Origin of the sequence: Nocardia sp. CC213A, assembly GCF_030766805.1 — a bacterium.
GTDB lineage: Bacteria > Actinomycetota > Actinomycetes > Mycobacteriales > Mycobacteriaceae > Nocardia > Nocardia otitidiscaviarum.
Window position 1 is genome coordinate 110387 of record NZ_JASFXA010000013.1, and the last position, 12841, is coordinate 123227.

The 12841-nt window shown below is 68.9% G+C and carries 13 protein-coding genes; 9 read left to right on the forward strand and 4 right to left on the reverse strand.

The features are described 5' to 3' along the window. The first annotated feature begins 23 nt into the window (after nucleotides 1-23). From QJS31_RS23320 to QJS31_RS23340, 5 genes are all read left to right on the forward strand, one after another. Entirely contained in the window at nucleotides 24-854 is an 831-nt protein-coding gene (locus QJS31_RS23320) for an SDR family oxidoreductase (RefSeq protein ID WP_029931494.1), read from the forward strand. An 8-nt stretch (nucleotides 855-862) separates the two neighbouring features. Beyond that, the gene (locus tag QJS31_RS23325; protein WP_306357673.1) at nucleotides 863-1777 is read left to right on the forward strand and encodes an alpha/beta hydrolase; all 915 of its coding nucleotides are present in this window, start codon (nucleotides 863-865) and stop codon (nucleotides 1775-1777) included. Nucleotides 1778-1902: 125 nt separating this feature from the next. Then, entirely contained in the window at nucleotides 1903-3693 is a 1791-nt protein-coding gene (locus QJS31_RS23330) for a long-chain fatty acid--CoA ligase (protein WP_306357674.1), read from the forward strand. Between the two features lie 94 nt (nucleotides 3694-3787). Further along, entirely contained in the window at nucleotides 3788-4207 is a 420-nt protein-coding gene (locus QJS31_RS23335; RefSeq protein ID WP_282784346.1) for a VOC family protein, read from the forward strand. Nucleotides 4208-4405: 198 nt separating this feature from the next. Continuing rightward, on the forward strand, nucleotides 4406-5371 hold the full coding sequence (locus QJS31_RS23340; RefSeq protein WP_306357675.1) for an alpha/beta hydrolase: 966 nt from the start codon (nucleotides 4406-4408) through the stop codon (nucleotides 5369-5371). A gap of 75 nt (nucleotides 5372-5446) precedes the next feature. Here QJS31_RS23340 and QJS31_RS23345 read toward each other — a convergent pair whose 3' ends face one another. The 3 genes from QJS31_RS23345 to QJS31_RS23355 form a co-directional block, all read right to left on the reverse strand. After that, nucleotides 5447-5764, reverse strand: a complete 318-nt coding sequence (locus QJS31_RS23345; protein ID WP_282785624.1) for a hypothetical protein — start codon at nucleotides 5762-5764, stop codon at nucleotides 5447-5449. An 87-nt stretch (nucleotides 5765-5851) separates the two neighbouring features. Further along, nucleotides 5852-6418 (reverse strand): ATP-grasp domain-containing protein, encoded by a 567-nt coding sequence (locus QJS31_RS23350; RefSeq protein ID WP_306357676.1) that lies wholly within the window; start codon nucleotides 6416-6418, stop codon nucleotides 5852-5854. Nucleotides 6419-6857: 439 nt separating this feature from the next. Beyond that, on the reverse strand, nucleotides 6858-7694 hold the full coding sequence (locus QJS31_RS23355; protein ID WP_306357677.1) for a DMT family transporter: 837 nt from the start codon (nucleotides 7692-7694) through the stop codon (nucleotides 6858-6860). Between the two features lie 148 nt (nucleotides 7695-7842). Between QJS31_RS23355 and QJS31_RS23360 the strand changes: the two genes are divergently transcribed. Beyond that, entirely contained in the window at nucleotides 7843-8313 is a 471-nt protein-coding gene (locus QJS31_RS23360; RefSeq protein WP_282785627.1) for a MarR family winged helix-turn-helix transcriptional regulator, read from the forward strand. Nucleotides 8314-8439: 126 nt separating this feature from the next. Here QJS31_RS23360 and QJS31_RS23365 read toward each other — a convergent pair whose 3' ends face one another. Beyond that, a complete protein-coding gene (locus tag QJS31_RS23365; protein WP_306357678.1) occupies nucleotides 8440-9324 on the reverse strand; it encodes an alpha/beta fold hydrolase in 885 nt (294 codons plus the stop codon). A 91-nt stretch (nucleotides 9325-9415) separates the two neighbouring features. Here QJS31_RS23365 and QJS31_RS23370 point away from each other — a divergent pair, with 91 nt between their 5' ends. The 3 genes from QJS31_RS23370 (at nucleotide 9416) to QJS31_RS23380 (ending at nucleotide 12757) form a co-directional block, all read left to right on the forward strand. Continuing rightward, entirely contained in the window at nucleotides 9416-9976 is a 561-nt protein-coding gene (locus QJS31_RS23370) for an ABATE domain-containing protein (RefSeq protein ID WP_282785630.1), read from the forward strand. Nucleotides 9977-10000: 24 nt separating this feature from the next. After that, entirely contained in the window at nucleotides 10001-10504 is a 504-nt protein-coding gene (locus QJS31_RS23375) for a DUF4442 domain-containing protein (protein WP_282785629.1), read from the forward strand. Between the two features lie 333 nt (nucleotides 10505-10837). Continuing rightward, nucleotides 10838-12757 carry a molybdopterin-dependent oxidoreductase gene (locus tag QJS31_RS23380; protein WP_306357679.1) on the forward strand — a complete coding sequence of 640 codons (1920 nt, stop codon included), beginning with the start codon at nucleotides 10838-10840 and terminating at the stop codon, nucleotides 12755-12757. Nucleotides 12758-12841 lie beyond the last annotated feature (84 nt).

Genomic DNA, 12841 nt, shown 5'->3' on the forward strand with positions numbered 1-12841 from the left:
CCACCCCAACCGAAAGAGTGACCGTGAGCAACGACGCTTACTTCCAGGACAAGGTCTGCGTGATCACCGGCGCCGGATCCGGCATCGGTCGCGCCCTCGCCGAGGCGCTGGCCCGGCGCGGCGCGAAACTCGCGCTCTCCGATATCGATACCGAGGGCCTGGCCGAAACCGTGCGCCGCTGTGAGAAGTTCGGCGTGCAGATCAAGTCCGACCGGCTCAATGTGGCCGAGCGCGAGGCCGTGCTGCTCTACGCCGACCAGGTCAAGGAGCACTTCGGCAAGGTCAACCAGATCTACAACAATGCCGGAATCGCCCACCACGGCGACGTGATCGCGACGCAGTTCAAAGACATCGAACGCATCATGGACGTCGACTTCTGGGGAGTCGTCAACGGCACCAAGGCGTTTCTGCCGTACCTGATCGAATCCGGTGCGGGCCACGTTGTGAACGTGTCCAGCCTCTTCGGGCTGATCGCGGTCCCCGGCCAGAGTGCCTACAACGCCGCCAAGTTCGCAGTGCGCGGCTTCACCGAGGCGCTGCGGCAGGAAATGCTCATGAGCGGTGATCCGGTCAAGGTGACCTGCGTGCACCCGGGCGGCATCAAGACCGCCGTGGCCCGCAACGCCACCGTCGCCGAGGGACTGGATCAGAAGAACCTGGCCGCCCTGTTCGACAGCAAGCTCGCCATGCACACCCCCGAGATGGCCGCCGAAACCATTCTGAACGGCGTCGGCAAGGGCCACGGCCGGGTGCTGATCGGTTGGGAGGCAAAGGTTCTGGACCTGTTCGTGCGCACCACCGCCTCGTACTACCAGCGCATCGCCGCCGTCGTGCAGAAGCGCGCCCTGCCCTGAAAGTGATCATGCCCGAGATCTCGCTGCCGCTGCCCGTCGCCCGCGCGGTACTCCGTCCGCTGTTCCGTGTCATGCTCAACGCCCGGCTGCCGTTCACCGTGCAGCGTCGGCTCATGGACGCCGGTGCGGCCGGACAGCTGCTGCCGCGCGGCACCCGGGTGGAACGCATCCGCCTGGGTGAGCGGCCCGCCGAAAGGCTCACCGCCGGACCGGTTTCCGATGCCATCACGGTGCTGTACCTGCACGGCGGCGGTTACACGGTCGGTTCACCGGTGACGCACCGCTCCCTGGCCGCGGTGCTGGCCCGGGAGATCGGCTGCCGGGTGCACGTGCCGGACTACCGGCTCGCGCCCGAACATCCCTTCCCGGCCGCGCTCGACGACGCCGAGGCCGCCTTCCTGGATCTGGTCGCCACCGGCTACCGGCCGGAACGCATTGCGGTGGCCGGTGATTCGGCCGGTGGCGGACTGTCGCTGGCCTTGGCGCTGCGGCTGCGGGACCGGCACGGGTTCACCCCGGCCGCGCTCGGGCTGATCGCGCCGTGGTCCGATCCCAACGAGATCCCCGAGCGCGCCAGCGATCTCGTGCTCACCACGCCGTGGTCGCGGTCCTGCGCCGACGCGTACCTGGGCGGCGCGGACGGGCTCGACCCCGGCTACGCGCCGCTGCTCGCCGACCTGCACGGCCTGCCGCCCACCTATGTGCAGGCCGATGTGGACGAACTGCTGCACGGTCAGTGCCTGCGGCTGGTCACGAAACTGGAATCTTCCGGTGTTTCCGTCGACTTCAGCGAGAGCCGTGGGCTCTGGCACGTCTCCCAAGCGCAGGCAACTCTGGTAGAAGCGGCCGCGCGAGTGACCCGCGAGCTCGCGGAATTCCTGCGGCAGGCACTACGACCTGCGCAAACGCGGTTCATCGGTTAATGTCCGAGCACCTGTGACCCCAGCCCGGCGGCCTGCTTCGGAACCTGTTCCGCAGGTCCCGCCGGGCACTGCGCCGGAGCGTGGCGTAAATTACTGGCGAGTTAACCCACTGTGGAAGGGCAGCGATGCGAGAGTTCGAAGTCCCGGCTACCTACACCATTCCGGAGAACGCGAACATGTCGGACGGCGCGTTCCGGCATGCGAAGGAGACGCCGAACCTGGTCGTCTTCAACACTCCGGATGGTAACGGCGGCTGGAACGACGTCACGGCCACGGAGTTCGCCAAGACCGTGACCGATGTCGCCAAGGGGTTCGTGGCCTCCGGCATCGAGCTCGGCGACCGCGTCGCCATCATGGCCGCGACGAGCTACGAGTGGGTGGTGCTCGACTTCGCCATCTGGGCCGCCGGCGGCTGCACCGTCGCCATCTTCGACAGCTCCTCGGCCGAGCAGTGCCGCTGGATCCTGTCCGATTCGGCCACCAAGCTGATCATCGTCCAGAACGAGCAGCACCGCGCCACCATCGGCGAGATCGAGGGCGGCCTCGGCGAACTGGGCGAGGTGCTGCAGATCGAGGGCGGTGCGGTCGCCGAACTGATCAAGCGCGGCGCGGATCTCGACGACAGTGTGGTGCACGAGCGCCGCGCCCAGGTGAAGGCGGCCTCCCCGGCCACCCTCATCTACACCTCCGGCACCACCGGCCGCCCCAAGGGCGTCATGCTCTCGCATGCCAACCTGTACGCCGAATCGGCCGCCGACCGCTCCGCCATGAGCGAATTCCTGCGGCCCGACCGCAAGTCGCTGCTGTTCCTGCCGCTGGCGCACGTCTTCGCCCGCGCCGTGGCGCTGGCCGCCTTCGACGCCGGTGTCACCGTGGCGCACACCGCCGACTGGACCACGCTGGTCGAGCAGTTCGGCAAGTACAAGCCGGACTTCATCCTCTCGGTGCCGCGCGTATTCGAGAAGGTGTTCAACGGCGCCAAGCAGAAGGCGCACGACGGCGGCAAGGGCAAGATCTTCGACGCCGCCGCCGATGTGGCCGTGCAGTACTCCGAGGCGCTGCAGAACGGCGGCCCCGGTTTCGTGCTCAAGCTCAAGCACACCGTCTTCGACAAGCTGGTGTACGGCAAGCTGCGCGAGGCCATGGGCGGCCGCTGCGCCTCCGCCGTCTCCGGCGGCGGACCCCTGGGCGCGCGCCTGGGGCATTTCTTCCGCGGCGCGGGCGTCACCATCTACGAGGGCTACGGTCTGACCGAGTCCACCGCCGCCGTCAGCGTGAACACCCCGGAGCACATCAAGGTCGGCACCGTGGGTCGTCCGCTGCCGGGTCACGGCGCGAAGGTCGCCGAGGACGGCGAACTGCTCATCAAGGGCCCGGTCGTCTTCGCCGGCTACTGGAACAACCCGGAGGCCACCGCCGACGCGTTCGCCGACGGCTGGTTCAAGACCGGTGATCTGGGCGCCATCGACGAGCAGGGCTTCATCTCCATCGTCGGCCGCAAGAAGGAGATCATCGTCACCGCGGGCGGCAAGAACGTCTCCCCGGCCATGCTCGAGGACTCCCTGCGCCAGCATCCGCTGATCAGCCAGGTCATGGTGGTCGGCGACGGCCAGCCGTTCGTGGGCGCGCTCATCACCCTCGACCAGGAGGCGCTGCCGGGCTGGAAGGAGCGCAACGGCGTTGCGGCCGACACCGCGATGGAGCAGATCATCGAGAACCCGAAGCTGGTCGCGGAGATCAACGAGGCGGTGGCCGCCACCAACAAGCTGGTGTCGCACGCCGAGGCCATCAAGAAGATCCGCATCCTGCCGGTCGACTGGACCCAGGAGGGCGGCGAGCTGACCCCGAAGATGTCGCTCAAGCGCGCGGTGGTCATGAAGCAGTACGCCACCGACGTGGACGCGATCTACAACTGAACGCCGATGAGTTTCGGCCGCGGCCGTCGTCTCCATTGCGGGGGCGGCGGCCGCTGCCGTTTCCCCGACCCGTCAGCGCGTGAGGAGGCATACCGTGAACCTGAATCCGTACCTGATCTTCAACGGCAACGCCGAGGAGGCGTTCACCTTCTACCAGAGCGTCTTCGGCGGTGAACTCGACATCACCCGCTTCGGTGAGATGGGCGGCGGTGACGAACTCTCCGACGAAGCCAAGAACCTCATCGCCCACGTGGCCCTCCCGCTGCGCGGCACCGCCCACCTGCTCATGGCCTCCGACTGCCCGCCCGGCGAGACGGTGAACACCGCCAACCCGCCCTACGCGGTCTCGGTCGACCTCGACCTCCGCGAGGAAGCCGAACGCATCTTCACCGAACTCGGGGCGGGCGGCGAAGTCACCATGCCCTTCGGCAAGACCGAATGGTCGGAGGGATTCGGGATGGTGACCGATAGGTTCGGGGTGCCGTGGATGGTGGGCTTCAGCCCGGTCGAATAGCCGGACCGGTCGAAGCGTATTGCGATACGGGCGGTCACGTGTGGCGGGGGTTACATTGTCGCTCCGGTGAGCTAGGGCGCGAGCTGTCCTAGCTGATTTCTACGGTGGGTTCACACAGATGATCACCAGCAGTTGGCTGACGCGCTGGCGTGCAGCCGTTCGACTGCCGGTCCGTTCACCAGGGGAGGATCGACGATCATGGGCATTTCCGAAGCCGCGGACCGCGCGGATACCTTCGTCGCGCACAGGTTCGACGAGCACACCGTGGATCTCGGCGAGATTCGCATGAACTACGTCGCCGCGGGCGATCCCGCCGCTCCGCCGCTGCTGCTCATTCCCGCCCAGGGGGAATCTTGGTGGGGTTACGAGGACGCCATTCCGTTGCTGACCGACCGGTTCCGGGTGTTCGCCATCGACCTGCGCGGGCAGGGGCGCTCCACGTGGACTCCGGGGCGCTACAACCTCAACATCTGGGGCAGCGATGTCGAACGGTTCATCGACTTGGTGATCGGGCGGCCCACCCTGGTCGCGGGCAACTCCTCCGGCGGCGTCGTCGCCGCCTGGCTGGCCGCCTACGCCAAGCCCGGTCTGCTCCGGGGCGCGATCCTCGAGGATCCGCCGCTGTTCGCCTCCCAGGCGACCCCGCCCTACGGTCCCGGCATGGCACAGACCCTGGGTCCGATCTTCACCCTGTGGGCCAAGTGGCTCGGCCCGCAATGGTCGATCGGAGACTGGGACGGCATGGTCGCCGCCGCGCCGCGTGAACTACCCGAATTCCTGCATCCCGGTATCGCGTTCATGATGGGTGACGGCACCGGCGACGGTGCCGCCGCCACCCCGCCGCAACATCTGAAGGAGTACGACCCGGAGTGGGGTCGGGCATGGGCCACCGACACCGCGAACGCCGGTTGCGACCACGCCGCCATGCTGTCGCGGAACAGAGTCCCCGTGCTGCTCACCCACCACTTCCACCTGACCGATCCCGACACCGGTCAACTCATGGGCGCGATGACCGACATCCAGGCCCGGCAGGCCCGCCGCCTGCTGGAGTCCGCCGGGCAGCCGGTCACCTACACCGCCCTCGATGCCCCGCACACCATGCACGAGCCGCAACCGGAGCGGTACGTCCAGGTCGTCACCGACTGGATCGCGACCATGCCGTGACGGCCCTGATGCCGCGCCGACCGGTTCGGTCGGCGCGGCATCCGCACACCATCCGAGTAGGCCACGGTGCGTGACCTACGCCTGGATGACCTCGATCCCCACCAGTGCGTTCAGCGAATCGCAGCTGGCCCAGGACTGGTTCTGCCCGTAGTGTGCCGGGCCGTACTTCCAGTAGATGAACGGTACCGGCCACGCGACGCAGGTGAGCTTCACCTGGTGCCAGGTCGGCAGCTCGCAGGTGGACATTCCACCGGTGTTGAAGATGTTGTACACGTGACAGTTGGCCTGCCATACCGGCACGTCAGCCTGTGCCATACCACCACCGGCGAGCACGGTGGCCGCGGTCGCGGTGGCCACGACGGCACCGGCGGCGAGTCGCTTCGCAGAAAACATCCCGAACCTCCTGAATGGGTGATGCCAGACACATCGGAACGGGGTAGCTGTCGTGTTACTGGGCGACCCTTCGCCGGGACCTACTCGTCACACATCGGCGCGAGCCAGGGCCTCGGCTTCCATCGCGGCGACGAAGTCGGCGACGTTCGAGCCATAGATGCCCCAGCTGTTCACGCCGCCGAGTTCGACCAGGCGGAGTGCGCCGTCGCAGCCCACGCCGACATCGACGGTGACCATGGTGGAACCATGGGCTAGCAGTCGTGTCGCCGCGGTCTCCGCGAAGCGGCGGACATCATCAGGGACGGGAAGGTACGGCTCGATGGGGTAGGAGCTGCCGCAGACGAAGCGGCCGTTACGGCAGAAGCAGCGGTACTCGCGCTCGAAGCTCACGACCTCGGATACGACGACGAGCTCGTCGCGGTATTGGTCATATGTCCGGACCCAATACTCCAACTCCGCGATCGCATGCACATCAGCGGGGAACAGCTTGTAGTTCGTATCGCTGCGGACGAAGACCCGGTCGGCCTCGAACATCCGCTGGAGCGGTACGTGCGTGACCGCCGAGAACGGCAGGAGGACGGCGGTCCGTCCGAGGAGGTCGTACACGTGCCGGTAGTAGAACGAGCAACGCAGCGTCGCGTAGTCGTCGAACACGGCTTCTCCGAGCCGTGGCACGGGGCCGGAAGGAACCCGGGTCGAAATGGAGGTCCTAGCGGCTCCTCTTCGTGAGGTCGGAGCGTCCGTTCAGATCCGGTCGTCCGGCACTCTGTGAGGTACTCGGTCATCGGTATGTGATGTTGATGGCGCGGCAGGTCTCCGGGCTGGGCTCGTCGATTATGGAGCTGCTCCTGATGATCGCCCTGCCGGTCGTGGTGCTGGCGGGGTGTTGGTGGGCGTTTCGGGTTGTGCGGGGTAGGCAGCGGCGGGGTGCGCTGTCCAATGTGCCTCCGCGGACGTATGGGGATCTGATGCTTCCCGGATATGAGCCGACCGAGAGCAGGGCTGCCGAGACCTACATCGAACGCGTCGACGACGACCGGCCGCCGGAGTTTCGGTTCGGCGACACATGGGGAGCGTCGCGCGCACGGCGGTGTCAGCCCGCGGAGATGGCCAGCACGCCCAGCAGTGCGGTCGCGACCCCGGCGCGTTGGGTGCGGGCGAGCCGTTCGCCGAGGAACAGGCGTGCCAGGGCCATGGTGACCAGGGTGTGCAGCGCGCCGAGTACCGATACGACCCCTACCAGGCCCAGCGTCGAGGCGGTGGCGTACAGCGCGTCCGCGGCCACGATCAGTGCGCCGACCAGGGCGATGCCGGGTATCTCCTTGGTGGGCACCGCGATTCGATGACGGGTCGCCAGTACGACCGCGCCGATGGCGAGCACGGCGGTCAGGCGAGCCGTGAACAATGACCAGCCGATGTCGTGGGCGCTGGCGGTGTCCATGGCCAGGAAGAACAAGCCGAATCCGACCGCCGCCAGCGCGCTGTAGCCGACGCTGGGTAGGACCCGCCCGGCCGAGCCGCCGCGGCCCTGTGCGGAGGCGACGACCAGGCCGAGCACCGCGAAGACGAGTCCTGCCAACTGGATTCGCCCCGGCACCTCACCCAGGACCAGTCCGGTCAGCAGCGGCACCATGGGCGCGGTGGCCGCGACGGCCGCGACGATGCTGATGGTGCCGACGGCCAACCCGCGGTAGAGCGCGGCCACCGCCAGGGTCTCGGCCAGTCCGGCCGCGGCCGCCCAGCCCAGTGCGGCGGGTTCGGGCACGCCCGCGCCACGGGCCGCGGTCACCACCGCGAGCAGGCCCAGCGCGGTGGCCTGGGAGATCATCAGCACCGACAGCAGCGGCACCCTGCGCGATTTCATTCCGCCGATGAAATCCGAAGCACCCCAGCCGAATGCGGCGCCCAGGGCGAGCACGATCGCGATCATGCCGCACCCCCGGCGCGCTGCGCGAACGGGTGGGTGCACAGGAGTGATGGGCTGAGGATCACGACTACCGCCTTCATATTCGTTACGTGTAACGAAGAATGTAGCGGCATCTTCGTTACATGTAAATAAGATTGGTAGACTGGTCGGCATGAGCCCGTCCACCTCCCCGCCCCGGACCGCCGACGCCACCGCGGCCGGTGCCTGGGCTGCTTATCGCCGGATGCGCGAACTGGTCGACGCCGCCATCGCGCGCGACATCGAACATGGCACCGGCCTCTCACTGCCGGATTTCGAGGTGCTCGCCGCCACCGCCGAGCTGGCCGCGCGGCTGGACTGCGTGCGGGTGGGCGGTCTGGCCGCGCACCTGGGCTGGGCGCACAGTCGGCTCTCGCGTCAGCTCGGGCGGATGGAGAAGCGCGGCCTGATCGCCCGCGAACCCTGCGAGCGCGACGGACGCGGCGACGACGTCGTGCTCGTGGAGGCGGGGCGGACGGCACTGCGGGACGCGACACCGGTGCACGAGGCCGCGGTCACGCGTCATCTGACCGGATTGCTCAGCGGCGACCAGCTCGCCGCGCTGGTCGGCATCGAGGCCGTCGTGGCCCGGGTGCGGGACTGACCGGCGCGGCTGGGATTCGATGGCGATGCCGACCAGGCGGTCGGCGGCGCGGGCCTCCTGGTCGGGGCTGTGCGCGGGTGGGCGTGCCGCTTCGGAGGTGTCGCGCGGCTGGTTCGCATGGTGCCCTCATCCCCGAACGGCCGGGGTGTGGACGCGGTCGAGGAAGTCGGCGATGAGCGGGGCGATCTCGGTCAGGTGGGTTTCCAAAGCGAAGTGGCCGGTGTCGAAGAGGTGTAGTTCGGCCTCGGGGAGGTCGGTGCGGTAGGCGTGGGCGCCGGGGGCGGGGAAGAAGGGGTCGTTCGCGCCCCAGGTGATGAGGGTGGGGGGTGTGTGGGTGCGGAGCCAGGACTGCCATTCGGGGTAGCGGGCCACATTGGAGTGGTAGTCGAAGGCCAGGGCGAGTTGGGCTTCCTTGCGGCCGGGGAGGTCGAGGTAGTGCTGGTCCAAAGTCCAGCTGTCGGGGGACAGCAGGGTGGGGTCGGGGACGCCGTGTTCGTACTGGCCTCGGGTGCCTTCCAGGGTGAGCAGTTGGCGGATGGTGGCCTCCGCGCCGTCCTGGTCGGGGCGTAGGGCGATGAAATCCTTTGCACCGTCGGAGAGTCCGGCCTCGTAGGCGTTGCCGTTCTGCACCACGAGGGCGGAGATCCATTCGGGGTGGCGGGTGGCGAGGCGGAAGCCCACGGGTGCGCCGAAATCGAAGACGTACATGGCGAAACGGGTCAGGCCGAGACTCGTGATGAAGCCCTCGGTGATGTCGGCCAGACGGTCGAAGGTGTAGTCGAAATCGGCTGGGGCGACGGTGTTCCCGAAACCGGGGTAGTCGGGGGCGATGAGGCGGTAGCGGTCGCCGAGCAGGTCGATGAGGCGACGGAACTGGTGTGAGCCGGAGGGGAAGCCGTGCAGGAGCAGCAGGGCGGGGGCGTCGGTGCGGGTGGGGGCCGATTCGCGGTAGTGGACCTCGACGTTGTCGACGGTGAGAGCGCGGTACTGGACCAAGGGGTGGGTGTTCACGTTGTTCACATGCTTTCTCGCGGTGATGATGCATTAGTTCTAACCCTTGGCCTGCTAATGCGTCAACAGCTTGAGTTAGCATTAGGGAGTGATGGAGCTCGAACCGCTGATCGGCGAACCACTGGCCCTGGATCTGGTGAACACCCGGCCGGTCGGCGGTGACCTGCTGAAAACCCCGGAGCAGCTGGGGAACTGGTTGCGGCTGGAGGGCGACCGGCTGCCGGAGGCGGTGAACGCGCATCCCGGACCTGCCGAACTGGCGGCGGTGCGGGCCGTCCGCGAGCACACCGCCGTCATACTCGACGCCCTGCTGCGCGAACGCCGTCCCCCGGCGGCGGCGCTGCGCGGACTGTACGAAGCGCAATCCGCCGCACCCGCCGTCCGCCGGCTGGACTGGAACGGTGCGACCCTCACCGCCGCCCCGCGCCGCACCGGCGACCCGACCGCCCACCTGGCCGCGACCTTGGCCGACGCCGCCGTGGATCTTCTCACCGACTCCGCTCTCGCACGGGTGAAGCGTTGCGCCGCAGACGATTGCGTCATGCTCTTCCTGCCCGCTCATCCGCGCCGCCAGTGGTGTTCCCCCGACCGCTGCGGCAACCGGGCCCGCGTTGCCCGCTACTACCAGCGGCACAAAGGCGACGCGCGCTGACCGGTCTCGACCTAGACTGCCGAAATGGGCTCGAGCACGGTCGGTTTCGGGGAGCGCGGGATATCGGCACGGCTGCTGACTCCGCGTCGGCTCGCGAAGGTCATGAATCTCGCTCCGCCCCTGCTGTTTCTGGGCGTCCACGTGGAGCCGTTCGCCGACGACTGGACCTCGGTCACCGTGCGCCTGCGGGTGCGGCGCTGGAACTCCAACCACAATGGCGCGGCACCCGGCTGGTCGCTGTTCGCCATGACCGATCCCTTCTTCGGCATGATGGCGCAGGGGCAGCTCGGCGGCGCGTACCGGGTGTGGAACACCACCGCCGAGATCGACTTCGTGCGGCCCGGCCGTGGCACGGTGTACGCGACCATGGAGATGCCGCGCGTGCTGGTGGACGTAATCCGCGAGCGGACCGCCGACGGCTCCAAATCCGAGACCGAACACGAAGCGCGCATCGTCGACGCCGACGGCGAGTTGGTCGCGCGGGCCAGCCAGCGACTGTACGTGCGGCGGGCGCGGGAGAGCGGTTAGACCGGTATCGCCCTGACCTGACGTATCGCCCGGCACAGATTCGCGCCGCGCGTGCTGGATCCGACCCGAGCGCGCTACCGCGCCCGAGCGCACCTACACGCCCAACTCTGAGCGCGCCTGCATTGCCGAGTTCGAGCGGACCTACACGCCCGAGTCCCAGCTCATACCTACACGCCCGGGGTCGAGCGTGCTCTGCCCCGGAGCGCACGTTCATGCTCGATCCCGACCCCATCTTCGCGCCAGAATCCGGCACTCCACCCCCGGCCGCGACGTCACCGGAATGTCATAGCTTGCCGCAGCTCAGCGGCTCGTACCGGCAGTAGGGTCGGAGGCGTGGCCGAACGGGAACTGCGGGTAGCGAGTGGCATCGTGGCGGCCGGGGCGATCCTCGGCGCGGCCGAACTGCTCGCCGCGATCGTCGCGGTGCAGAGCGCGCCGCTGGCCGCCGTCGGGGCCGGGGTGGTCGACCACACGCCGGACGCGGTGCGCGAGTGGGCGATCGACACCTTTGGCACCAGCGACAAACTCGTGCTGTACCTCATCATGGGCGCGGTCGCGGTGACCGTGGCCGCCGGTGCGGGATTGCTGGAACGGGTGCGCCGACCGCTCGGATCCATCCTGTTCGGGGCCTTCGGCGTGCTGGCGACGGTGGCGGCACTGGACCGTCCGCAGGCGGTCTGGACGTGGGCACTCCCCACGCTCGTCGGCGTACTCACCGGAATCGCATTGCTGCGCACACTGATCCGCCGGATCGAAGACCTCGCGGCGCGGACGAACGCCCCCGAGTCACATCGCACGCCCGGAAGCGGCGGCACGAGAGCCGGTGCGCCCGGCCGTCCGCAGGAGGCTGACTTCGCCGGGGAGAGCCACTCGTCGCCACCGCGCCGCACGGCGGAGCCGACCGGCGGTGACCACAACGCGCGGGCGGGAGACTCCGACCAGGCCAGACCTATCGCGGAGCCACATCCCGGCGGTCGTCCGGAGCCGAGCCGTGGAAGTGACGAAGGCGGTACCGGGTCCGGCCGCGAGACCGTCTTCCCCGAACCGCTCGGCCCGCCGCGGGCGAGTGACCCCGCTCGGGCGGGCGGCACCGCGGCATCGGGCGGCAGCATGAGCACGGGCGGCGGTCCGGTTGAGCGTGACCGCGGCACCGCGGCCGCGTCCACCGTTGCGGATTCGGCCCGCATGGACCGGCGGGCGGCGGTGCGCGCGGTCGCCGTCGCGGGTGTGGCCGCGGTGGCGACCGGGGCGGTCGGCCGGTGGCTGGGGGCGCGGGCCAGGGATGTGTCGGGGGAGCGCGCGGCGGTGACCCTGCCGCCGCCGAGTGACCCGGTGACGGTGCTCGAGGGGGAGGCGGATCTGCGGCTGCCGGGGTTGACGCCGTACGTCACCTCGAATGCCGACTTCTACCGGATCGACACCGCGCTCATCCTGCCGAAGGTGAGCAAGGACGACTGGGCACTGCGCATCCACGGCATGGTGGACCGGGAGATCCGGCTGACCTACGCCGATCTCGCGACCAGGCCCGCCGTCGAGCGGTTGGTGACGCTCGCCTGCGTCTCCAACCCCATCGGCGGCGATCTCATCGGCAATGCCAGCTGGCTGGGGTACCGCCTCGACGAACTGCTCGCCGAGGCCGGGCCGCATCCGGACGCCGATATGGTGCTCTCCCGCAGCGCCGACGGCTGGACCGCGGGCAGCCCGCTGTCGGTGCTCACCGACGGCCGCGACGCCCTGCTCGCCGTCGGCATGAACGGCGAACCACTGCCCGTCGCGCACGGCTATCCGGCCCGACTGGTGGTCCCGGGCCTGTACGGCTACGTCTCCGCCACCAAATGGGTCACCGAACTGGAGGTCACCAGATTCGATCGCGCCCAGGCGTATTGGACCCGGCGCGGCTGGTCGGCGCGCGGTCCGGTCAAGACCGGCACCCGCATCGACACCCCGCGCTCCCGCTCCCGCCTGAGCCCGGGGCGGGTGGTCGTCGCGGGTGTCGCCTGGGCACAGCATCGCGGCATCCGCGCCGTGGAGGTGCGCATCGACGACGGCGACTGGCAGCCCGCCCGGCTGGCCGCCGAACCTTCCGTGGACACCTGGCGGCAGTGGGTCTTCGAATGGGACGCCACGCCCGGCGACCACACCGTCACCGCCCGCGCCACCGACGGCACCGGCGCGGTGCAGACCGCCGAACGCCGGGACGTGGTGCCCGACGGCGCGACCGGACACCCCTCGGTCACGGTGCGAATCGGCTGAGTTCTACCTCTCGGCCGGACTTTGATGGCAGAGTGTCAGCTGATTCGTGCGGCCCGGGTAGTCACCGGGTACGCCCGCAGTAGT